The organism is Geothrix campi, from assembly GCF_024609265.1.
Lineage (GTDB): Bacteria > Acidobacteriota > Holophagae > Holophagales > Holophagaceae > Geothrix > Geothrix campi.
In genome coordinates, this window is the sequence record NZ_JANHMP010000003.1 from 277,003 (window position 1) to 298,613 (window position 21,611).

The 21,611-nt window shown below is 69.0% G+C and carries 22 protein-coding genes and 1 pseudogene; 14 read left to right on the forward strand and 9 right to left on the reverse strand.

Annotation, left to right across the window (positions count from 1 at the left end):
* Nucleotides 1-65: 65 nt before the first annotated feature.
* Genes NOV65_RS13105 through NOV65_RS13115 form a run of 3 tightly spaced genes read left to right on the forward strand, consistent with a single transcriptional unit; the run spans nt 66 to nt 3,765 of the window.
* The gene (locus tag NOV65_RS13105) at nt 66-1,799 is read left to right on the forward strand and encodes a DUF2339 domain-containing protein (protein WP_257306915.1); all 1,734 of its coding nucleotides are present in this window, start codon (nt 66-68) and stop codon (nt 1,797-1,799) included.
* A complete protein-coding gene (locus NOV65_RS13110) occupies nt 1,796-3,001 on the forward strand; it encodes a hypothetical protein (protein WP_257306916.1) in 1,206 nt (401 codons plus the stop codon). Before NOV65_RS13105 ends, NOV65_RS13110 begins: the two co-directional genes overlap by 4 nt.
* On the forward strand, nt 2,998-3,765 hold the full coding sequence (locus NOV65_RS13115; RefSeq protein ID WP_257306917.1) for a hypothetical protein: 768 nt from the start codon (nt 2,998-3,000) through the stop codon (nt 3,763-3,765). The genes NOV65_RS13110 and NOV65_RS13115 overlap by 4 nt, the downstream gene beginning before the upstream one ends.
* On the opposite strand, the gene NOV65_RS13120 is transcribed toward NOV65_RS13115, so the two are convergent.
* Genes NOV65_RS13120 through NOV65_RS13130 form a run of 3 tightly spaced genes read right to left on the reverse strand, consistent with a single transcriptional unit; the run spans nt 3,698 to nt 5,408 of the window.
* Complete coding sequence (locus tag NOV65_RS13120; RefSeq protein ID WP_257306918.1) at nt 3,698-4,570, reverse strand: EamA family transporter; 873 nt, start codon at nt 4,568-4,570, stop codon at nt 3,698-3,700. The genes NOV65_RS13115 and NOV65_RS13120 overlap by 68 nt on opposite strands.
* Nucleotides 4,570-4,908 carry an antibiotic biosynthesis monooxygenase family protein gene (locus NOV65_RS13125; RefSeq protein WP_257306919.1) on the reverse strand — a complete coding sequence of 113 codons (339 nt, stop codon included), beginning with the start codon at nt 4,906-4,908 and terminating at the stop codon, nt 4,570-4,572. The genes NOV65_RS13120 and NOV65_RS13125 overlap by 1 nt, the downstream gene beginning before the upstream one ends.
* Complete coding sequence (locus tag NOV65_RS13130; RefSeq protein WP_257306920.1) at nt 4,905-5,408, reverse strand: Lrp/AsnC family transcriptional regulator; 504 nt, start codon at nt 5,406-5,408, stop codon at nt 4,905-4,907. Before NOV65_RS13130 ends, NOV65_RS13125 begins: the two co-directional genes overlap by 4 nt.
* A 119-nt stretch (nt 5,409-5,527) precedes the next feature.
* Here NOV65_RS13130 and kdsA point away from each other — a divergent pair, with 119 nt between their 5' ends.
* Both kdsA and NOV65_RS13140 read left to right on the forward strand, forming a co-directional pair.
* A complete protein-coding gene (gene kdsA / locus NOV65_RS13135) occupies nt 5,528-6,358 on the forward strand; it encodes a 3-deoxy-8-phosphooctulonate synthase (protein ID WP_257306921.1) in 831 nt (276 codons plus the stop codon).
* 10 nt (nt 6,359-6,368) lie between these two features.
* A complete protein-coding gene (locus tag NOV65_RS13140) occupies nt 6,369-6,914 on the forward strand; it encodes a GNAT family N-acetyltransferase (protein ID WP_257306922.1) in 546 nt (181 codons plus the stop codon).
* Here NOV65_RS13140 and NOV65_RS13145 read toward each other — a convergent pair.
* The 3 genes and pseudogenes from NOV65_RS13145 to NOV65_RS13150 all read right to left on the reverse strand — a co-directional run bounded on the left by NOV65_RS13145 (nt 6,911) and on the right by NOV65_RS13150 (nt 8,996).
* Entirely contained in the window at nt 6,911-7,636 is a 726-nt protein-coding gene (locus NOV65_RS13145; RefSeq protein ID WP_257306923.1) for an energy transducer TonB, read from the reverse strand. The genes NOV65_RS13140 and NOV65_RS13145 overlap by 4 nt on opposite strands.
* Before the next feature lie 69 nt (nt 7,637-7,705).
* Nucleotides 7,706-8,107: pseudogene (locus NOV65_RS15640) on the reverse strand (energy transducer TonB); the annotation flags it as partial.
* Between the two features lie 28 nt (nt 8,108-8,135).
* Entirely contained in the window at nt 8,136-8,996 is an 861-nt protein-coding gene (locus NOV65_RS13150; RefSeq protein ID WP_257306924.1) for a bifunctional 5,10-methylenetetrahydrofolate dehydrogenase/5,10-methenyltetrahydrofolate cyclohydrolase, read from the reverse strand.
* Between the two features lie 68 nt (nt 8,997-9,064).
* Between NOV65_RS13150 and nth the strand changes: the two genes are divergently transcribed.
* The 3 genes from nth to NOV65_RS13165 are packed head-to-tail and all read left to right on the forward strand — an operon-like array spanning nt 9,065 to nt 11,782.
* Nucleotides 9,065-10,519 (forward strand): endonuclease III, encoded by a 1,455-nt coding sequence (gene nth / locus NOV65_RS13155; RefSeq protein ID WP_257306925.1) that lies wholly within the window; start codon nt 9,065-9,067, stop codon nt 10,517-10,519.
* 29 nt (nt 10,520-10,548) lie between these two features.
* Nucleotides 10,549-10,689 (forward strand): hypothetical protein, encoded by a 141-nt coding sequence (locus tag NOV65_RS13160; RefSeq protein ID WP_257306926.1) that lies wholly within the window; start codon nt 10,549-10,551, stop codon nt 10,687-10,689.
* Nucleotides 10,690-10,741: 52 nt separating this feature from the next.
* Nucleotides 10,742-11,782 (forward strand): TlpA family protein disulfide reductase, encoded by a 1,041-nt coding sequence (locus NOV65_RS13165; protein WP_257306927.1) that lies wholly within the window; start codon nt 10,742-10,744, stop codon nt 11,780-11,782.
* A gap of 56 nt (nt 11,783-11,838) precedes the next feature.
* Here NOV65_RS13165 and NOV65_RS13170 read toward each other — a convergent pair whose 3' ends face one another.
* The 3 genes from NOV65_RS13170 to NOV65_RS13180 all read right to left on the reverse strand — a co-directional run bounded on the left by NOV65_RS13170 (nt 11,839) and on the right by NOV65_RS13180 (nt 14,474).
* Nucleotides 11,839-13,581 carry a protein-disulfide reductase DsbD family protein gene (locus NOV65_RS13170; protein WP_257306928.1) on the reverse strand — a complete coding sequence of 581 codons (1,743 nt, stop codon included), beginning with the start codon at nt 13,579-13,581 and terminating at the stop codon, nt 11,839-11,841.
* Nucleotides 13,582-13,664: 83 nt separating this feature from the next.
* Complete coding sequence (bfr, locus tag NOV65_RS13175) at nt 13,665-14,141, reverse strand: bacterioferritin (RefSeq protein ID WP_257306929.1); 477 nt, start codon at nt 14,139-14,141, stop codon at nt 13,665-13,667.
* Nucleotides 14,142-14,201: 60 nt separating this feature from the next.
* Complete coding sequence (locus tag NOV65_RS13180) at nt 14,202-14,474, reverse strand: (2Fe-2S)-binding protein (protein WP_257306930.1); 273 nt, start codon at nt 14,472-14,474, stop codon at nt 14,202-14,204.
* An 88-nt stretch (nt 14,475-14,562) separates the two neighbouring features.
* Here NOV65_RS13180 and NOV65_RS15495 point away from each other — a divergent pair, with 88 nt between their 5' ends.
* The 6 genes from NOV65_RS15495 (at nt 14,563) to NOV65_RS13215 (ending at nt 21,559) form a co-directional block, all read left to right on the forward strand.
* On the forward strand, nt 14,563-15,249 hold the full coding sequence (locus NOV65_RS15495; RefSeq protein ID WP_306672136.1) for an HD domain-containing protein: 687 nt from the start codon (nt 14,563-14,565) through the stop codon (nt 15,247-15,249).
* A 36-nt stretch (nt 15,250-15,285) separates the two neighbouring features.
* Nucleotides 15,286-15,636, forward strand: coding sequence for a 6-pyruvoyl trahydropterin synthase family protein (locus tag NOV65_RS13190; RefSeq protein WP_257306931.1), 351 nt, complete (start codon nt 15,286-15,288; stop codon nt 15,634-15,636).
* Nucleotides 15,633-17,021, forward strand: coding sequence for a polysaccharide deacetylase family protein (locus NOV65_RS13195; protein ID WP_257306932.1), 1,389 nt, complete (start codon nt 15,633-15,635; stop codon nt 17,019-17,021). Before NOV65_RS13190 ends, NOV65_RS13195 begins: the two co-directional genes overlap by 4 nt.
* Nucleotides 17,022-17,069: 48 nt before the next feature.
* Nucleotides 17,070-19,604 (forward strand): FtsK/SpoIIIE family DNA translocase, encoded by a 2,535-nt coding sequence (locus NOV65_RS15500; protein WP_306672137.1) that lies wholly within the window; start codon nt 17,070-17,072, stop codon nt 19,602-19,604.
* A 249-nt stretch (nt 19,605-19,853) separates the two neighbouring features.
* On the forward strand, nt 19,854-20,027 hold the full coding sequence (locus tag NOV65_RS13210; RefSeq protein WP_257306933.1) for a hypothetical protein: 174 nt from the start codon (nt 19,854-19,856) through the stop codon (nt 20,025-20,027).
* Nucleotides 20,028-20,182: 155 nt separating this feature from the next.
* Nucleotides 20,183-21,559 carry a rhodanese-like domain-containing protein gene (locus NOV65_RS13215; RefSeq protein ID WP_257306934.1) on the forward strand — a complete coding sequence of 459 codons (1,377 nt, stop codon included), beginning with the start codon at nt 20,183-20,185 and terminating at the stop codon, nt 21,557-21,559.
* Nucleotides 21,560-21,611: the final 52 nt, after the last annotated feature.

Below are 21,611 nucleotides of genomic sequence, written 5' to 3' on the forward strand. Positions count from 1 at the left end.
CCAGGTCTCTTGACACGGCCTGGACCGCCACCACATGATTCCATACGCTTCCGTATGGAGACCTCATGGCCGACCTGCCACTGAATCAAGATGGATCGCAGGACCTTGCCAGCCGGGTGGCGCGCCTGGAGGCACAGGTGGCCTGGCTCCTCCAGCGGCAACAGGCGCCCACGGCTCCGACCACCACCCCGCCCCCTCCACGGCCGCGGCCCGTCCCCGCCCCACCCCGGAAGCAGCTGTCCCCGGTGGTGTGGATCGCCGGCGCCGGGGCCTCGATCTTCCTCGTGGGCGCCATCTTCTTCTTCCGTTGGGCCATCCAGCAGGGCTGGCTGGGCGCCGAACTCCGCTTCCTGCTGGGCCTGCTGGCCGGGGGCGCCATCGCCGCGCTGGCGGCGAAACTGATCCTCGGGCACAACCGCCCCCTGGGCGTGGCCCTGCTGCTGGCGGGCCTGGGAACCCTGCAGTTCACCTTTCGGGCCGGGGCCATGGCCTACCACTTCTACCCAGCCTCGCTTGGCCTTGCGGCCGTGGCCCTGGTGACGCTGGTGGCAGGCGGGCTGGCGGCTCGGGGCCGCAGCGGCGGGGCCCTGACGGTGGCCCTGGTCTCGGGCCTGGCCGCGCCCCTGGTCTTCAGCCAGGGCGGCCACCACGAAGTGGCGCTGGCGATCTATCTGGCGGTGCTCATGGCCGCCGCCCTGGCCGTCCCCTATCTCGCGGGCACTGGAGGTGTCTGGCATGGCGCCCGGTGGACGGCGCTGATCGGCACCTGGCTCCTGCTGCTCTCCGCCTGCGCTGAGGTCACCAAGGCGGACGCCACGATGCTGGCGGGCCTGTTGGTCCTCCATCTGGCCTTGGCCGGGTGTTGGAGTTGGCTGCCCGGCCGGGAGGAGAAGCCTGGCACTCCCACCGTGCTCTGGCTCGTCGCCTCGATCTTCGCCACATCCTACGGGTGGCTGCTGTGGAAACAGCTCGGCCTCGCCCCCGAAGCGTTCGCCCTGCCCGTCCTCGCGATCGCCACCCTGAATCTGGCCCTGGTGAAGCCGTTGCGTCGTCGCCTGGAGAGCCGCCAGGCGGACTGGGGCCTCCTCGCCCTGGCTGCGGGGCACCTGGCCCTGGCCGTTCCGGTGGCCCTGGCCTGGCGCTGGGTCGGCCCGCTCTGGGGCGCCTTCGCCCTGGGCCTGGCCTGGGCTTCGCTCAAGGCCGAAGCCGGCGATTTCACCCAGGAAGCCACCGCCCTGCGTTGGCTGGCGGCGGGCATGGCCCTGCTCACCACCCTGCGCTGGGCCATCCATGGCCTGGACGGCCTGTTCTCCTTCGGCGGCGGGCTGACGCCCGTCTTCAACCCTGCCTTCGCGGAAGGGGCCTTGGCCTCTGTCGCCTGGTTCCTGCTCACACGAAGGGGCGGCCCGCTCGGCCTGATCTCCTTCCTCGCACTGGAGGTGACGGCCAACGTGACCTTGGCCTTCGAGGCCGCCCGCCTGGTGCAATGGCTGCAGGCACCCCGCGCCCCGGGTTGGGGCTGGGGGCCCTCACGGGCCGCTTCCATCGCCATGACCCTGGTCTGGGCCCTCTCCGGCGCCTGGCAGTGGATGCGTGGCCTGGGCCAGCGTGACACCGCTCGCCGGGCGCTGCTGGCGGCCGGCTATGCCTGGATGGGGATCGCCAGTTTCAAGCTCATCGTGTCCGATCTGGACCGCGCCGACACGCCGCTGCGGGCCCTGGCCTTCCTGGGTGTGGGCGCCATCGGCATGGCCGCCGCCATCCTCGCCCACCGGCACCACCCCGAGGGGAATGCATGAAACCGGCTCTCCTGCTCACGTCCATCCTCTGTCTCGCCTGCGCCCGCGAGGACACCGCCGCTCTGCATCGCCGACCCATCCCGCCGGCTGCCACCAGCGGGTGGGCGCGCCTGCCCCTGGATGCCGACGCCCAGCGCCAGCTCAAAGGCGCCTGGATCGGCGATGCCGCCGGTCGGAGCATTCCCTTCCTGGAAGCCCGCGAAGGCCTCTGGGAATCCCGCACCCTGCCCCTGGAGCATCTGCTGACGGGACGGGATGCCGAAGGCCGACCGACCGTGGAGTTCTCCCTGAAGCTCCCCGAGGGCTGGCAGGTGGGCGAGCGGGAAACGTTGAAGCTCGACTTCGATCTCGAGGGCCGCGCCCCCTGGGTGGCCCAGGTGAAGGCCGAACGCCAGCGCGATGGCGGGGACTTCATCGCCTACGATCCCACCTCGCCAGCGCACCTCTACGACCTGGCGTCTTCCGGCACCCGCCGCACGCTCGTCCTGCCCTGGGATGGCCATCGTTACCGGCTGACCCTGGCGGCCTCCCAAGGCGAGGCCCCGCGGATCCGTGGCCTTTCGGTCCGCGCGGAAACACGTCCCGAGGCCCTGGAGACGGAACTGGCCCTCGACGGGACCCTCACCCCCGAACCAGGCCAGCCCCGCACGTGGCGGCTGACGCTGCCGGACACGGAGCGGGTGGTGGGCCTGGATCTGGTCCTGGCACCGCCCGCGGCGCCCCTCGCGCCGGAGATCCGTCTGGGAGAAGGCCCGGCGGCGGAGCGGCCCTGGGCCTGCAGCGACCTGGTGTGGAATCTCCCGGCCCTCCGCACCCGCTCCACCCGCATCGCCCTGATGCCCGCGTTGGTGAAGACGATCACCGTCAGCCTGCCCGAGGGCGCCACACCGCAAAGCCTGCGCGTCCTGGTCCGGCGGCAGACGCTGATCCTTCCTGAGGAGGCGGGGCAGGCTTACGCGCTGCACCTGGGCGGCGAGGCGAAGCCTGCCCCCGGCAACCTGGGCGCCCTGCCCTCCCTCCGCGCCCTGGCCTCGACCGCGCCCTTGGTCCTCGGCCCCAGGGAACCCGATCCCCAGGGCCTCCCGCGCCGCATCGGCGCCGATGAGCGGGCGCGGCCCTGGATGCCCTGGGTGGCGGGTATCGCCGTGCTGATGCTGGCTGCCGTGGCCTGGCGACTCCTGAAGGGACCCTCTGCCGGATGAGGCTCCCCGCCCTCCTGCTTGCGGCCCTCGCACTAACGGGCCTTGCCTGCCGCTCACCCCTGACCACCCTGGGGCCGGAACCCGGGGGGCCCATCCTGGCGCTCGACGTTCGCATCGAAGACCACAGCCGGAAACTGGCGCGCCTCAAGGATCCCGGAGGGGAGGTGGACACGCCCGCCACACGCCGGGCCGCCCTGGAGGTCCAGCGCGCGGCCTTTGAGGCGGACCTGCGCGCGGAAGCCGCCGCCCGGGGCCTGCACCTGGATCCAGCCGCGGACCTGCGCCTGGACCTGACCATCACCAGCCTGGGCGAGGTGCGGACGAAGTACATCGCCTGGGGCATCGCCAGCGGCGTGGGCTGGGGCGTGGGGGTGGGCCTGCTGGCCCACGACCCGCGGCTGGCCGTGGGCCTCGGCCTCTACGAGGTGCTGGAGGAGAGCGCCTTCTGGATTGGCGGCTCGGTCCTCGTGGGCCGGTGGTCCAGTCCAGCGGTGGTGGAGGCACGGCTCTTTCGCGCCGGCGAGGAGAAGCCGCTCTGGAAGGAAACCTACTACGTCTTGTGGGCCAGCCGGGAGCTGAAGGCCTTCCCCCCCATCGAGCAGGCCCGGCGCGAGCGCCAGCTCCAGGCGTCTCTTCGGAAAGCCATGGCGCAGCTCTTCCACGATCTGGAAGCCATGCCCGGCTTCCCCCCCGCGGTCAGCCCTCCGGCACCGGAGCGGCGGGCCCCATCCGCAGCTGCACCAGCGCCACCGCTCCCAGGATGATGGCCATGCCGAGCACCTGGCGCAGGCCGAAGGCCTCGTGCAGGATGAGGCTGCCCAGCAGGACGGCCACCAGCGGGTTCAGGTAGGCGTAGGTGCCCATCTTCGCCGGGGGCCAGACCTTGGCCAGATAGACGTAGGCGGAGAAGGCCAGCATGGAGCCGAACAGGGCCAGGTAGACGGCCGCCCCCAAGGCTTTGTGGGTGAGCGGTCCCCGCAGGAACCCGCCGGTGAGGGGCGCGACCGTGAGTCCGATGACCGCTGCGGTGGCCATCTGGATGCCCACGTTGGTGAGCAGCCCACCGCCGTGGACGAAGTGTTTCCCGTGCAGCGTGCCCCAGGACCAGATGATGGGGGCCGCCACCAGGGCCGCAAGCCCGCCCGAGTGAACGCGCGCATCGCCCGAAGGCCACACCAGCACGACGACGCCGGCCAGCCCCAGCAGAAGCCCCATCCAGCCCTTGGGGCCCAACGGCTGTTTCGCCATGGAGAAGACCGCCAGCCACAGGGGCACCAGCGCCGCCAGCACCGCCGCCAGGCCCGATGAGACGTGCAGCTCAGCCCAGGAGACCAGCGCGTTGGAACCTCCCAGCAGCAAGGCCCCCACGATCATGAGGTGGGGAAGCTCCCGGGCCGGGGGCCAGGGCTCCCGCCGCAGCCGCCCCATCGCCAGGGCGAGCACCGAGGCAAGGGAGAAGCGCGCCGCCACCAGGCCGTAGGGCGTGAAGGACTCCAGACCCAGGGCGATGGCGAAGTACGTGGAGCCCCAGACCACCGCCACGGTGAGGTAGGCGAGCCAGCCAAGCATCAGGACCTCTCCGGGTTGGATCCGGAACCGGAGGCACGCTCCACGCGGCAGACCCGCAGGTGGAAGGCGCCATACCACCGCTCCCGCCCCAGGCGCTGGGCCACCGCATGCTCAGCGTGGGCCTTCCAGGCCGCAATGGCGGCCTCGTCCTTCCAATACGACACGGTGATGCCGAAACCATCGGCATCCCGGGCACTCTCCACCCCGAGGAAGCCCGGCTGAGTGCGGGCGAGCTCGACCATCCGCTCGGCCATGGCCCCATAGCCCTGATCACCCTCCGTCCGCTGGCTGCTGAAGATCACGGCGAAGTAGGGCGGCTCGGGTGTCGCCGCGATCACTTCTTGGCCTTCTTCCCCTGGCCATCGCCGGGGAAGGGGCTCGGTCCGGCCTTCTCCCAGTGCGTCTCCAGCACGATGGTCGTGCGGGTGGTGACCATGGGCCCCAGGGCCCGGATGCGGCGCAGGCGCTCGGCGATGCCCGCGGGCGTATCCGCCACGACCTTCAACATCAGGGCATCCTCGCCGGCCACCGTGTGGGCCTCCAGGATGTCGGGTTCATCTTCGAGCGCCTTGATGAAGCGCTGCTCGATGGCCTCGTTGTTGTCCTTGTAGCGCACCGCCACGAAGGCCACGTTGGGCTTGTTCACCGCCGCCGGTGCCACCCGGGCCGCGTAGCCCGCGAGGACGCCCTCGGCCTCTAGCCGCTTCACGCGGTCGATGATGGTGGGACGGCTCACGCCGAGCCGCTCCGCCAATTCAGCGTGGCTCATGCGGCCTTCCTGCTGGAGCAGGGCCACCAGACGCCGGTTCAGATCGTCTTCCATCAACGTCTTCGCCATGCCGGACTCCTGGAAATGGGGTTTGTGAGATCTATTGAACACTGTGCAAGACTACCCATCAATACGGATGACAACCCGTAAATGACCCAGGTCGAGGTAAAATGCAGGCAGAGGTGCACATGGACTTCACCCGACCCTTCACTGGCCAGAGCTTCTTCCTGATCGCGGGGCCCTGCGTCATCGAAAGCCGGGAGCACGCCCACCTGATGGCCTCCAGCCTGCGGGATCTGGCGGAGGCCCGGGGCATCCCCTTCATCTACAAATCCAGCTTCGACAAGGCCAACCGTACCAGCCGCGACAGCCACCGGGGACCCGGCATGGAGGGGGGGCTCGACATCCTGGCGGAGGTCCGCAGCCGCTATGGCGTGCCGGTGCTGACCGACGTGCATGAGAGCGACCAGTGCGCCCCGGCGGCCCAGGCCGTGGACGTGCTCCAGATCCCGGCCTTCCTCTGCCGCCAGACCGACCTGCTCCTGGCCGCCGCAGCCACCGGACGCACGGTGAACCTGAAGAAGGGCCAGTTCCTCGCGCCCTGGGATCTGAAGCACGGCGTGGAGAAGCTGAAGTCCGTCCCCGGCCACGGCCCGGTCTGGGTGACCGAGCGCGGGTCGAGCTTCGGCTACGGCAACCTGGTCGTCGATTTCCAGAGCTTTCCCCACCTGCGGAAGACCGGCTGCCCGGTGGTTTTCGACGCCACTCACAGCGTGCAGAAACCCGGTTCCCTGGGGGCCACCACCGGCGGGGCCCGGGAAATGATCCCCACCCTGGCCCGGGCCGCGGCTACGGCCGTGGATGGTTTCTTCTTCGAGGTGCATGACTGCCCCGAAAAGGCCTGGAGCGACGGACCGAACGCCATGAGATTGGAGCAGTTCGGCGCCCTGCTGGACGAGCTGCTGGTGCTCTGGAGGGCGGGCCGCGCCGCGGCACAGCTCGATCCCGCCGGCCAGTGAGGGGGCGGTGATGGCCGAGCCGGTCAAGGCCGGGCGCGCCCTGGAGTTGCGCCCCCTGCGCCTGCGCGACGCCAGGGCCTTGTTCGCCCTGGTCGACGCCAACCGGAACCGCCTGCGCCGCTGGCTGCCCTGGCCCGAGGCAAACCGCAGTTTGCAGGATTCCCGCGCCTACATCCTGCGCGTGCGCGCCCAGGCCAAGCTGGGCGCCGCCCTCCCCTTCGGGCTCTGGTGGAAGGGAAGCCTGGTGGGCGTGGCAGGCTTCGTATGGATCGACCCCGCCAACAGAAGCGCCGCCATCGGCTACTGGCTGACCCAGGATGTGGAGGGGCGCGGCCTGATGACCGCCGCCGTCTCCGCGCTGCTCCGGCATGGCTTCCGCGTCCTGAAGCTCAATCGCATTGAAATCCGCGCGGGCGTCCGCAACCGCCGCAGCCGTGCCATCCCCGAGCGCCTGGGCTTCCGCCATGAGGGCACCCTGCGGCAGGCGGAACGCCTTGCAGACCGCTATGTGGACCACGCCGTCTACGGGTTGCTGGCCGGGGAGTGGAAGCCTTAGCGCAACCGGAAGGGCATCGTCAGCTTGAACCGCGCGTACTGGGGCATGCCATTGAGTAGGGCTGGCTGGAACTTCCAGTCCAGCGCATAGCCGATGGCCGTCAGGAGCAGGGGGCCCGGGCCCTCCAGTGCCTCGGCCCGAGAGACCAGGCCCTCGGGATCGACCACCAGCTCGATGACCACCGTTCCCTGCACGCGATGCATCTTCGCGGAGGTCGGATAAGGCGGCGCGGGCGGCTGGTACTTGACCCGGATCTGGCTGAAATCGAAGTCGACTGCCTTGCCGGTCGGAGCAGCGGGAGGGGTCTTGGGCGTGCTGGCGGCCACCGACCCCTGGGCCGTCTTCGGTGCGGAAGGCCGGGGTGTGCTGACCAGGAGTTCGGCGAGGGTTCGGCGGACCGTGGCCCGGAGCAATTCCTGGAACTGGCCCTCGCCCTTCTGGCCCACCACATGCCCGAGGAACCCGATGCGCTGGGGCTTCCCGGGCTCGTTCGCCGCGAGTTCGCGGTCGGCCCAGAGTGAGCAGCGTTCACTGGTCTGGCACAGGTAGAGATCCGCTCCCACTCGGACGGTCTGGATCTCGAGCTTCACGTGGAACGTGTCCCGAGGGGCCGCTTCGGAAGCCTCGACCTGCCTCAGGCCACTCCGGTCGAGCAGGGCCTGGATCTCTGCCTGCAGCTGCTCCAGAGGCAAGGTCGCCGCACCGTCCAAGGGCTTTTGCATGACCTGGAAGACCACCTTGCTTGGCACCGTTCCGGACTCGGAGGCTGGCATATCCGTCAGATGGAAGGGTACCTGGAGATCGCATTGCACTCTGGCCGGCTGGCCATCGATAGTGACTGGCTGGAAGATCCAGGAACCGAGGAAAGCTTCTGCCGCGCCGCGGAGCAGCGCCGGTCCCTCCAGAGCCTGGGCCCGTTCCACGCCTCCCTTGACTCCGATCGTGAGTCTCAAGAGGACCGTCCCCTGAACGTTCGCGAGGCGGGCCAGCGGCGGGTAGATCGGCGCCGGTGGGTGGTGGCGCGCGACGAGGCGTGAGAATTCCCAAGGCACGGGAGCCGTCCCCACGGGCTCGCCGAGGGGCCCCGCCTGGACGCGAACCGTGTCGGACGGGGCCTGGGCCGCCGCCGGGGAACCAAACCACAGGCAACACAAAACGCAGATGACGGGACGCATGCTGGCCTCGGGGAGCATCGGCCAGTATAAGGGCTCCGCGTGGAACCTACTCCAGCCCCGCCGCGTAGGTGAGGTTCAGTAGGGCCATGGCCCGGGTCACCTTGCCCACGCTGTTCTTGGTGGTATCGGTGTAGGGGATGCCACGACGGTCCAGGGCCTCATAATCGAAGTTGCCGTCGCCGCTGAGGTCGAAGCAGAGGGCGCCATCCTTGATCCACTCCGTGCGGATCTGGTACCCGGGGGCGGGTACGGCGCTCACGATGACATCGGCCATGCGGATGAAGCCTTCGAGGTGCGCCTGGTTGGTGGCGGCGTGGCAGAGGATGGGAGTGGCCTTGAGGTTGGCCACCATGGCCGTGAGGGGTCGGCCGATGCGCAGGCTGTCGTTGATGACGAGCACTGTCTTGCCCACCAGCCAGCCTTCCCCGAACCCGCGCTTCAGCGTCTTCACGATGGCCCGGGCCGTGCAGGGCGTCATGCAGCGGTGCTGGGTGCCGTCGTCCATGCGCTTCCGGTACTTGTTCAGGTAGCCGATGTTGATGGAGTGCAGGCCTTCGATGTCCTTGCCGGGATCCACCAGGTCCATCACCTCGTCGTCCTTGATCTCGGGGTAGCGCAGGGGATAGAAGATGAACACCCCGTGGGTCTTCTCGTCCTGGTTCAGACGGGCGATGAGCTTCACCAGCTGCATGCCGTTCTCCACGCGCAGGTCCGCGGCGTTGATGCCCAGATCCTCGCAATCCTTCATGAGCCAACGCTGGTAGGTGACGCTGCCGGGATCGTGGCTGCCGAGGATGACCCCCAGGCCCGGCGAGAAGCCCAGCTTCTTCACGCTTGAGCGCACCAGGTCCAGGTAGTGCCGGGCGGTCTCCTGGCAGTCGAGCTTCCCCGTGAGCGTGGTGGGCATACGGCACCTCACCCTTCAGTTTATCCGTCCGGCGCGTCTTCCGGAGGGCGGGGCTCTATCCTGGTGCCATGCGTTCATCCAAGCCTCAACCCCGCGAGCTCCAGGCCCGGCTCCGCACCGCCTATCCCGACGCCCGCTGCGCCCTCGACCACCGGGATCCCTTCCAGCTGGTGGTGGCCACCATCCTCAGCGCCCAGTGCACGGACGCCCGGGTGAACCTCACCACACCCGCCCTCTTCGCCCGCTTTCCCGACGCGGCAAGCCTGGCGGAGGCCCGCCAGGAGGACGTGGAAGCCCTCATCAAATCCACGGGATTCTTCCGCAACAAGGCGAAGAACCTCATCGGACTCGGACAGGCCCTGATGGCGCGACATGGTGGTCAGGTGCCCTCGGCGCCCGCTGCGTTGGGAGCCCTGCCGGGTGTGGGCCAGAAGACGGCCAATGTCGTCCTGGCCAACGCCTTCGGCGTGCCGGCCCTGGCGGTGGACACCCACATCTTCCGCGTGGCGCGCCGGCTGGGCCTGTCGAAGGCCACCACGCCCGAGAAGGTGGAAGCCGATCTCTGCCGCCTCTTCCCCCGGGAAGACTGGATCGAGCTGCACCATCAGCTCATCTTCCACGGCCGCCGCATCTGCGACGCCCGCCGCCCGGACTGCGCCGCCTGCCCCCTGCTGGACCTCTGCCCCACGGGGCTCGGGCAGATGAAGGATCCGCACCTGGGTGTGAGGCTGGCTTTGGCCAGTCCTCAGGCTTCAGTCCCCAGGCCTCGGGCCGCGGCACCCGCCACGCAGGTTCCAACGGATGACGCCCCCCAACGCATCGTGAGCCTCGTGCCGTCGGTGACGGAACTGCTCGTGCAGTGGGGGCTGGCGGCCCGACTGGCGGGGCGCACGCGCTACTGCATCGAACCCAAGTGGATCCGCAATACGGTGCCCGCCGTAGGCGGCACCAAGAACCCCGACCTGGACCGGATCCGGGACCTGGCACCGGATCTCGTAATCCTCGAACGGGACGAGAACCCGAAAGAGGTGGCCGACGCCCTCACGGCCCTCGGCCTTCCCTGGCTGGCCCTGGAGATCCGCACGGTGAAAGACTGCGTCGCCGCCCTGCGGGAACTCGGCATCCGCCTGGGAGTACCCGAGGCCGGCGAGGCGCGCGCCACCGCCCTGGAAGCCTCGTTGAAGGGCCGCCGCCGCAAGGGCCCCCGGGCCCTGGTCCTCATCTGGAAGGAGCCCTGGATGAGCGCCGGGCCCGATACCTACCTGGGCGACCTGCTGCGCCAAGGCGGCTTCACGCCCATCGGCCCAGACCGTTACCCCGTGCTGTCGGAAACGGACCTGGAGGTCCTCGCCCCCGAGGTCATCCTCCTCCCCACCGAGCCCTACCGCTTCAACCGCCGGCACCAGGCGGAGCTGCAGAGGCGCTTCCCACACGCAGCCGTGCACCTCATGGATGGCCAGGCCCTGACCTGGTACCTCAGCAGGACGGAAGCGGGCCTCGACCTGGTGCGAGGCTTCCGATAGCCAGGGCGGTCCACGCCCCTCGAGAGGGGTTGCCTGTCCTGCCGCACGCGGAGCTGCACATCGGCTGTACGGATGGCTTTGTCGGCCACGCGCTCATGCGGGCGCTCCTGGAGCGGGTCCTGACCCCTGCTCGGATGGCGACCGAAGCCGTGAAGCCCGGCCAGCCATAGCCTCGTCAATCGAGGTATTATGACCAGCGAGCCTGACCCCGCCGGAGGATCCATGCCCCTGCCCCTGATCTGCCTGATGACGGCCCTGCCCGCGCTCCAGGCCCCGGCCCCCGCGGCGGGCCCTCGGGCCGTGCTTGATGCCGCCAGGGCGAAAGTCAAAACCGTGATGGAAGCCCGCGCCGCCTTCATGAAGGCCGGCGGCAACACCAAGGACTTCAAGGGCGACTGCGGCAAGGAACTGGCGGACCTTGATGCCCGCCTGGCCGTCGAAAAGCGTCTCGACATGCGGCAGGCCCTGCTGGTCAGCAAGCTGTTCCACCTGCAGCTGGCCAAGGCCCAGCCGACGCCCGCCCTCCTCGACCAGGTGCGCCAGGAGGTCCCCCCCACCGCTGCCGCCTGGAGCCTGGATCCCGGTCTGCTCTCAGCCCGCGCCGCCGCCGATCCCAAGGGCTGGGACGCCTATGTGGCTGAGGCCCGCATGAAGCATGCGGATGCCGGCCTCCGCCGCACCTTGCTCTTCGACCACTTCCTGGCGCGGTTGGAGGCGGGGGACGAAGCCGGCTGGAAGGCCGCTTTCGACGCCATCCAGACCCAGTTCCCCGGCAGCCCCCTGGCCCAGAGGGCCCAGACCTTCCTGGATGCGGAAGCCAAGACAGGACCGGGCCGTCCCGCCCCAGCCTTCAGCCTGAAGGCCCTGGATGATCCCAAGACCACCTACACGCTCGACACCTTCAAGGGCAGGTACGTGCTCATCGACTTCTGGGCCACTTGGTGCCCGGATTGCCGGGTCGAGCTGCCCGGCTTGCACGCCGCCTGGGCCAAGTTCAAGGCGAAGCCCTTCGAGATCCTCTCCCTCTCCTTCGACCGCCGCCTCGAACACGTGGCGCCCTTCCGCCAGCAAGCCGCCACGCCCATGCCCTGGAAGCACGCCTACATCGAGGGCGGATTCAAGAATCCCCTGGCCGACGCCTACGGCGTGATGGGCATCCCCAAGGCTTTGCTCATTGGCCCCGATGGGAAGATCGTGGCGGCCGGAGCCCAGCTGCGAGGAGAGAACCTGGAGAAGACGCTGGAGCAGTTCCTGGGCAAGTAGCATTCGGCTGAATCCGCTGTGCGGATTCAGATAGGGCCCGCGTCCGCGGGCCCTCCTTATTTGCCTTCGAGCCAGGCCTTCATGGTCTCGGGTTTCTGGAACCCGAGGATGCGGCGCAGTTCCTTGCCGTCCGCGTCGAGCAGGAGCACGGTCGGGTAGCTGCGAATCTGCAGCTTCGCGGCCAGGTCCTTGCGCTTGGCGTCGGTATCGATGCGGATGGGCACGGCGTTCGCGGTGATCCATTGCTTCAGCGCGGCGTCGGGCCAGGTCTTCTCGTCCAGTTCCTTGCACTGGGCGCACCAGTCGGCGTAGATATCCACCAGCACGACCTTGTGCTCGGCCTTGGCCTTGGCGAGCGCGCCTTCGAGATCCTGCTCCATCCAGCCGGCGTGCTCGTCCGCCAGGACCGCCGCGCCGCCCTTGGGTAGCAGGTCCACCTTCAGGTAGGTTTCCACGGTGCGCACGCCCAGCAGCAGGGCCAGCGCCAGCATCAGGAGGGCAAAGCCCTTGCGCAGCTGGCCCACCAGCCCTTCGGCCGCCTCGAAGGCGCCGAACACCGCCGCGCCCGCGAGCATCACGAGGGTCCACATGGCGAAGTTCGCCCAGTCCGGCACCACGAGTCGCACGTTCCAGGCCGCGAAGCCCAGCACCACCAGGCCCATGCCCTGCTTGAACCGCGTGAGCCACTCGCCGCTCTTGGGCAGCGCCGCCGAGAAGGTGCCCACTGCCAGGAACAGCACGCCCATGCCCAGGGCGAAGACGAAGAGCTGGAGGCCGCCCATGAAGACATCCCCCCGCTGAGCGATGCCCACCAGTACCGCGCCGATGACGGGGCCCACACAGGGTGCCGAGATGGGACCTAACACCAGGCCCATGAGGAAGGCGCCGCCGAAACCCTTGCGGGAACCGTCGCCCTGCAGCTTCATGGCGAGGCCCGGGGGCAGGGCGATCTCGAAGGCCCCGAAGAGCGACAGCGCGAAAGCCGCGAAAAGCAGGGACACCGGGATGAGGAAGGCCGGCTTCTGCGCGAAGGCCCCGAAGGCCGCGCCGCTGCGGGCCGCCAGCACGCCCAGCGTCGTGTAGGTGACCGCCATGCCCAGCACCAGCATGGCCGACAGCGCGAAGCCCTTGGCCTTGCCGCTGCCCTTGGCCCCCACGATGGCCATGGTGATGGGGATCATCGGGTATACGCAGGGGGTAAGTGAGGCCCCCATGCCCGCGAGGAAGACCAGCAGCAGGGACCAGACCAGACCCGAGTGCTCGGATGCGGGCGCAGGCGTGGCCGTCTGCGCCGGGGGAAGAGAGGAAGCCACGGGGGCTGCAGGTTCTACAGCTTTTTCCACCGGAGAAACCGCGGGTTTCTCCAGCACCACGGCCGCCGAAGCGGCAGCCGGAATCTCCCCCGCCTTCACCTCCAGCGTCCGCGTGGTGGGTGGGAAGCAGACGCCACCTTCACCCTCGGTGCAGGGCTGGTAGGTGATCTCCAGCTTCACGGTGCCGGTGAGCCCTTCGCCCCGCAGGGGGATGCGCACGGTGCCGTGCCAGATGCCATCGCCGATCTCATCCTTGGCATCCGTGGCGGGCAAGGGGCCCACCTTGAGGGAGCCGGCCCCGCTCTTCTTGGCCACCTCCATGAAGGAGGCCTTCAGGTGCGCACCGGCGGGCACGGTCAGCACCACGGCCCCCTTCTGGAACCCGAGGTCCACGCTCTTCACGGGGTCGAAGGACGCATCCGCCCTCTGAGCCCAGGCGACAGTCGCCAACAGCAGGCTCAACAGCAGCGTGGTCAGGCTCCGCATGGGTCCTCCAGGAAGGCCCATCTTACATGGCCACGTTCAAGCCGCTCCACCGGCCATCCTGGTGGAAGCCCCGGTGGGCCGGGTCAGGAGAATCCGCCTGCCGCGCGCTGGACGAAGTTCTGGAGGCCCATCTGGCCGATGAGGTCCAGTTGGGTCTCCAACCAGTCCACATGCTCCTCTTCGCTGGCGAGGATCTCCCGGGCGAGATCCCGACTGACATAGTCCCGGATGCCCTCGGCGTAGGCGATGGTCTCCCGCAGATCCTTCATGGCGTCCATCTCCAACGCCAAGTCGCCTTCCAGGACCTCCTTGGGGTTCTGGCCGATGCGGAGCTTGTGCAGGTCCTGCATGCTGGGCAGACCCTCCAGGAAGAGGATCCGCTCGATCAGGCGGTCCGCGTGCTTCATCTCATCGATGGATTCCTTGTATTCGTGCTCCCCCATCTCCTTCAGGCCCCAGTTCCGGCACATGCGGGCGTGGAGGAAGTACTGGTTGATCGCCGTGAGTTCGTTGCGGAGCAACCGGTTCAGGTGCTGGATGAGGGTGGCGTCGCCTTGCATGGGGCCTCCTCGGGAAAGGGGCTCACGATAGCGACTTTTGCCGGTTCTTCACAACGACTTTCAACTGGCCTTGGCGATTCCAGCCGCTTCCCCCCAGGTGGGCCGGCAACGGCCTCGGCAGCCCCAGGGCGTGGCCAGCGGATCCTGAGCCACCCGCACAGGCTCCCCGGCCCGGATGGCCAGCACCGCCTCCGCCATGGCGCCCAGGCAGCGGCCGCAGTCCGGCTTGGCGGCCAAGGCCTCGAAGACCGCCGCCACCGACTCCGCGCCGCGCTCCCGCACGGCCCAGACGACCTGGTCTTCGGTGATGGCGTTGCAGACGCAGAGGAACATGTCCGGCCTCAATCCCCATTTTAATCAAACGAGATAGAGTCTCAATATTAAATATCGTGATCATCGGCACAACCGGTAGCCTGGAGCCATGACGCCAGACTCCCCCTTCCCCTGGTTCGACCCGCTGCTGACCAGGCTCCGCGCCCATCTGGCCAGCGAGCCCTTCCTCCGGGACGCGGCCCATGACCTGGGCCATATCCTGCGGGTGGCGCGTCTGGCCGGAGAGCTGGCTGCCGAGGAGAAAGCCGATGTCGAGGTTTGTGTGGCCGCGGCCCTGCTGCACGACCTGGTCTACCGCCCCAAGAACCATCCCGAATCCCCCCTCACAGCCCGCCTGGCCGCCGAGCAGGTGCCCCTCTGGTGCCGGGAGACGCCGGGCCTGGAGGCGAAGGCGGAGGTCATCGCCGCCGCCGTGGCCACCCACAGCTGGAGTGGGGGCCAGGCCCCCGGCAGTTTGGAGGCAGCCGTGCTCCAGGATGCCGACCGCCTGGAGGCCCTGGGCGCCATCGGCATCGCCCGGGTTTTCGCCACCGGCGCCAGCTTCGGCGCGGGGCTCTGGCACCCGGAGGATCCCTGGGCCGAGGGCCGGGAGCTGGACGACAAGGCCTGGAGCCTGGATCACTTCGAACGCAAGCTCCTCAAACTGGCCGCCGGCATGACCACTGCCGCGGGGCGCCGCCGGGCCGGGGCCCGCCAGCGCACCATGACCGCCTACCTCGACGCCCTCCGCGCCGAACTCCTGCCCGGCGCCCCGGGGCCGATCGTCAAGACCTAATGCCCGCTCCTGAATGGCCGATAGCTATACTCAGCCATGCCCTCCACCCTCTCCCTCCGCCGTCCCTTCGTGGCCGATCATTTCCATGACCTTCCTGGCTTCCAGGAGGATCGCCACGGGCACAACTGGGAAGTGGAGGCCACGGTGGAAGTCCTTGCGGAGGCGGATGAGATCGTCTTCACCAAGGCCCTGGACATGTGGGTGGAGGCCGTCGACTACCACCTGCTGAACCAGATGACCGCCCTGGAGGGGCGCAATCCCACCGCCGAGGCTCTCGCCGAACTGGCCTTCCGCCACCTGCAGAACGCCGCCTTGCGGCCTGTGTCCGTGCGAATCCGCGAGAAGGCCAACTACTGGGCCCTCTGCCGGGAAAGCACGGAACCATGAAGCACGCCCGCGCCACCGCGCTGCTTCCGACCCTGCTCCTGGGCCTGCTCCTGGCGCTGGCGGGTTGCGACCAGCAGGCGACCCCGGGATCGCAGGCGCCGCCTCCCGCAGCCAAGCCCAAGCCCCCCGCCGCATCCAATGTCGGCTGGACCTGGCGTCCGCTGGGCGGGCTGGCCCTCGTGGAGGGCGAAGTGGCCGGTCCCACCGATCTGGTGCTGGAAGGGCGCTCCATCCGGGAGGTGCGCTTCGCCGAAGCAGGGGCCGTGCGCTGGGAACTCTTCCGGCCACCCGAAGGCGAGGCTGCGGTCCTGCGCACAGGGTCCGGCCAGATCCTGGCCCGCTTCGACTTCTCTCGCCCTCCTGCCCCCAGAGCCACCCACCGAACGGCGTCCGGGGACAGGCTCGCTCCTCCCGTCCCACCGCCGGCTCCGCAGACCAGCCTCCCGACCCTCGCCAGGGCCCGCTTCGCGACCACGCCAGTGACAGCCCAGACGGCACGGCCACCGAAGGCCCTCCCGGCAGCGCCAGCCTCCGCCACCAACCTGACCCGCGTCCCCCCCTCACCGGGATCCCCGTTCCAGCTTTCGCCCGGGCCCTTCACTCCGGCCTCCCAGGCCACGTCCTGGCCCGGCATGGGCGAGGCCCTCAACCTCACCCGGGGCCCCGGGGGGCAGAAGCGGCTTCTGCTCAGCTTCGATGGCGGCTCCACCTCCGAGGTCGCCACCGAAGTGCTGGACGCGCTCAAGGCCCGGAGCGTGCGCACCACGATCTTCCTCACCGGGGCCTTCATCCAGCGGTACCCCGCCCTGGTGAAACGCATGGCGGCCGAAGGGCACGAGCTGGGCAACCACACCATGAACCATCCTCACTTTGCGCCGGGCATGAAGCGCGATCCCAAGTGGACCCGGGAGCGGGTGCAGCGGGAGCTGCTGGAGGCCGATGCGGCCCTGGTGCGCCTCCTGGGCCGGCCCATGGATCCCTATTGGCGGGCTCCCTACGGCGAGCACACGGCCGAAATCCGCCGCTGGGCCGAGGAGCTGGGCTACCGGCATGTGGGCTGGAGCGAAGGCGCGGACACCCTCGATTGGGCCACGCCGAATGAGCGCCGCCTCTACCGCAGTGGCGACGCGATTCTCCGCCGCCTCCAGCAACGCCTGAATCGCGACGGCGATGGCATCATCGTCCTGATGCACCTGGGCTCGGAACGGGTCGAGAAGGATCGTCCCTCGGCCGGTCTCGGCGCTTTCATGGACCGGGCGCGGCAGGAGGGGTGGACCTTCGTGCCGGCGGGCACCTTCCTGCACGACCTGGGGAAGCCGGCCTGGGACCCGCAGCTGCGCCTCGCCCTCCTGCAACCTCCCGGCTTCGCGGCCCAGGCCCGCTGACCTCGGCGCCGCTGGGCTACACTGATGCCCAGACACAGTGGAGGCGCATTGCAGGGACTCGGCCGTTGGATGCTGCGGGCGGTGCTGGGCTTCGTGGCCCTGGTGCTGCTGCTTTCCCTGGCCAGCTTCCATCCGCTGGATCCGACCCCCTTCACCCAGGGCGCCGCGGTGGCGGGCGTGCAGAACCTCTGCGGCGTCGTGGGCGCGACGGTGGCGGGCCTGCTGCAGACCCTCATCGGCATGGGGGCGTGGATCGCTCCGCCCTACCTGCTCTGGGAGGCCTGGCCCAGGGAAGGGCACCGCTGGCCCGGCCGCCTGGCTTGGCTGGGCCTGGGCTTGGTCGTATGGACCGCCTTGGGCGCCTTCGGCAGCCGGACCTGGACCGGGCTTGAAGGTGGCGGCACCGTGGAGTTCCGCTGGGGCGGTTGGCTGGGCAGTGCCCTCTGGCCCGCGCAGCGCCGGTTCCTCGGCCCCATCGGACTGCCCCTGCTGCTGCTCCTGGTGGCCCTCATCTGCGCCCTGGTACTGGCCCCCTCTCTGACGCGAGCGCTGGGGAGACTGCTGCACCGCTGGCTGGGTGAAACCGCCTGGCCCTGGATGAAGCCCATGCCGGTCAAGGGATTCCAGGGCTTCCTCGGCATGGTGAAGCGCCCCTTCCTCCGCGGCCGCAACCCCGACCAGCCCGACCTTGACGCTTCAGACGGCGCCGCCCTGCTGGCCCTGGCCCAGCGCCAGCAGGCCCTGGAGGCCCAGCGCGAAGCCCTCCTCAAGGCCGAGCTGGAAACGGCGGAAGCCCGGAAGAAGCGGCCCCCGGTCCGGACCGAAGACCTGCTGCCCGCCATCCAGTCCATCAACCTCGACACCGCCCAGACCCTCATCGAGGCGCAGCCCCTTCCGGCGACCTCCGCGCCGACTGCCGACGCCCCCTTCCGGGCCAAGCTGCTGGCCGAGGCCCCGGCACCGCCCAAACCAAGGCCCACCGTGGCCAAGCCCCAGGTCGCGAAGGACCGCTTCGGCCGGGAAATCGTCCAGCCGCCCCTGCCCCTCATGGAGCCCACGCCGTCGCGCCCGCTGCCCGCCCTTCCGCCCGATGCGGAGCCAGGCCCCGCCGCCCGGGAAACCCTCCCGCCCCGTCGCCTCTTCGATCCCCCGGGCCAGCACGCCAAGGCTGACCTGGCGGCCCTGGAAGCCATCAAGGAAGTGATTGGACAGAAACTGTCCGAATTCAAGATCAAGGGCGCCGTCACCGGCATGCAGCCGGGCCCGGTGGTCACGGTCTTCGAGTTCCAGCCCGATCCCGGCATCCCGCTGTCCCGCATCCTGGGCATGGAGGAGGACCTGGCGCTGGCCCTGCAGGCCGAGGCCGTGCGCATGGACCGCATCCCGGGCAAGAACCTGGTGGGCATCGAGGTGCCCAACCCCAGGCGGGAGATCATCACCTTCCGCGAGGTCATCGACAGCCCGGCCTTCCGCGATGCGCCGGGCCTGCTCCAGCTGGCCCTCGGCAAGGACATCTCCGGCAAGCCCGTGGTGGCCGATCTCAACAAGATGCCCCACCTGCTCATCGGCGGCAGCACCGGCAGCGGCAAGAGCGTGGGCGTGAACGCGATGATCTGCTCCTGCCTCGTGCGCGCCCAGCCCGACGAGGTGAAGCTCATCCTCGTGGATCCCAAGATGGTGGAGTTGGGCGTCTACGAGGACATCCCGCACCTCTGGGCGCCGGTGGTGACGGACATGAAGGAGGCGGGCCGCGTGCTCAAGTGGGTCGTGGCCCAGATGGAGGACCGCTACCGCCGCCTGGCCCTGCTCAGCGTGCGTGACGTGAAGGGCTTCAACACCAAGGTGGCCGAGGCCGGTGGATCGCTCGACATCTCCGAACGCACGCCCAATCCCCGCTGGCCCGACCGGCCCTCCGTGCTGGAGCTCATGCCCCACGTGGTGGTGGTCATCGACGAGCTGGCGGACCTGATGATGGTGGCCCGCAGCGAGGTGGAGGACAGCATCGCGCGCATCGCGCAGAAGGCCCGGGCCGTGGGAATCCACCTCATCCTCGCCACCCAGCGGCCCAGCGTGGACGTGGTCACCGGCGTCATCAAGGCCAACCTGCCCAGCCGCCTCAGCTACCGCGTGCGTACCAAGATCGACAGCCGCACCATCCTGGATTCCGGCGGCGGCGAACAGCTGCTGGGCGCCGGCGACGCGCTCTTCCTGCCCAACGGCGCCAGCCATCCGAAGCGCATCCACGCGCCCTTCCTCACGGAAGAGGAGACCCTGCGCCTCGTCACCTGGCTGCGGGAACGCGGCCGGCCCGACTACAACCAGGCCCTCATCAGCGCCATGGAGACCGAGGAGGAGACCGCCCTCTTCGACGAGGCGGAGATGGGCGGCGGCGACGATATCTACGTGCGCGCCCTCGCCGTGGTGCGACGGGAACGGAAGGCGAGCACCAGCCTGCTCCAGCGCAAGCTGAACCTGGGCTATGGCCGGGCGGCGCGGCTGATCGACCGCATGGAAGAAGAGGGCATCGTCGGGCCGGACCGGGGCGCAGGCAAACCGCGGGAAGTCCTGGTCGAGGCCGAATAGGCACATGCGCTTGGGCTTCGCTTCCAGCGCTAAGGAGCTGGAACGCAGAGCCGCAGAGGCGCACAGAAGACGCAGAGAAAAGCAAATAGCATGTTTGCCACCGATGGACACCGATTGAAAGCGGATCAAGAAGACGGGGGAGGCGATCGGAAGGGTCGCTCGCGCCGCAGCACGGGCGTGAATGGGTCGACGCCTCGGGACCATCCTGCCGTTCTCAATTCTTTTATCGGTGTTCATCAGTGTGCATCGGTGGTTCCCCTTTCTCGTGCGCTTGGGGTTGTCCGAGCCGCGGGAGGGGCGCGGGATCTGGAGGAGCGCGACAAGTACCGGTTCCAGTGGTTGGCCTGCTCCCTGGTGGACGCCCAGTCCTTCCTGGGCAAGAAGAAGGTGGAACCGCCCAGCCTGTTCACGGACGAGAACTGATCTCAGTCTGACCGGCTCGTCACGCCTGTATTTTCATTCCATCGCAAGGTGGGCTGAAGCTTCCACCACGGTGTCCATAGACCGTGGTCACAATCCACCTGCACGCATGGGCAAACAACCATAGACTCCAATCGTACTTGACCGATGGAGAGTCTATGGCATCCCGAAACCGCCTCATCCTCGTGCTGGCCGCCGCCTGCGCCCTGGTGTCCGCCGCCGACGCGCCGGCCCCGAAGCCCGCCTCCGCGAAGATCTGCGCCACCTGCCACACCACGGCCCCCGGCAACCTGCGCGGCCACTTCGACAACCTGCTCCTGATGAACCATTCGTTCCAGGTGAAGATCGACGAGCGCACGGAGGTGCTGCGCTTCGACATGGCCACCTTGAAGGTCGTCACGCCCGAGCCCGCCGCCAATGCAGAAGCGGCGCTGAAGTCCATCGCCAAGGGCCACGAGATGCGGGTCGAGTACACCGAGAAAGAGGGCGTCAAGACCGCCGTGGCGGTGTTCGCCAAGCCCCCCGTCAAGCTCGCGGCGGAGGAGATCGCCACCCTGGAGGAGGTCCAGAAGCTGGTGGCCATGGGACCCGAGAAAGGGAAATACTTCCTCTTCGATTCCCGGCCCGCGCCGCGCTTCATGGAGGGCGCCATCCCCACGGCCGTGAACCTGCCCTTCCCGGCCTTCGACAAGAACGTCGACAAACTGCCCGCCGACAAAGGGGCGCTGGTGATCTTCTACTGCAGCGGGAAGACCTGCAACATGAGCCCCGGTTCGCTCGCCAAGGCCAAGAAGCTGGGATACACGCGCGCCAAGGTGTTCGTGGACGGCATGCCCGCCTGGACCCGGAAGAACTTCGGCGTGCTGAGCCCCGCCTCGCTGAAGGCCGCCTACCTGGATACCAACACCCCCCTGGTGATCCTCGATGCACGGCCCGCCGCCGAGGCTGCCAAGGGCTTCCTGAGGGGCGCCGTGGCCGCGGATCCCGCGAAGACGGCCGGCCTGCTCGAGACCTTCCCTCTGGCCAGGCTGAAGCCTCCCGTGGTGGTGGTGGATGCCACGGGCGGCGAGGCCGCGAAGGCCGTGGCCACGGACCTCGTCAAAGCTGGCTATGTGGGCGTGAACATTCTGTCCGGGGGCTTCCAGGCTTGGCAGGCCGCGGCGCTGCCCATCGAGACCGGCGCCCTGGCCACCAAGGCCACCTTCGTGCCCAAGCCCCGCCCGGGCTCCATCTCGCCCGCGGACTTCACGAAGCTCGCGGAACTGGCCCCCGCCCAGCGCGGCGTGGTGATCCTGGATGTGCGGAACCCCGACGAGACCAGGAACGGGATCATCAAGGGCGCCCTCACGATCCCCGAACCGCAGCTCCTGGCCCGCCTTTCCGAGCTCCCGAAGGATGCGAAGATCCTCTGCCACTGCTCCACCGGCATCCGCGCCGAGCTGGCCTACCACCTGCTGAAGGAGAAGGGCTACGACGTCCGCTTCCTGCCCGCGGAGATCACCATCATCGACAGCGGCGAGTTCACCATCGATTGAGGGCCGGGCCGCCGGGAAAGGGCCGGCCCTCGGGTCGGCCCTTTTTTGGCAT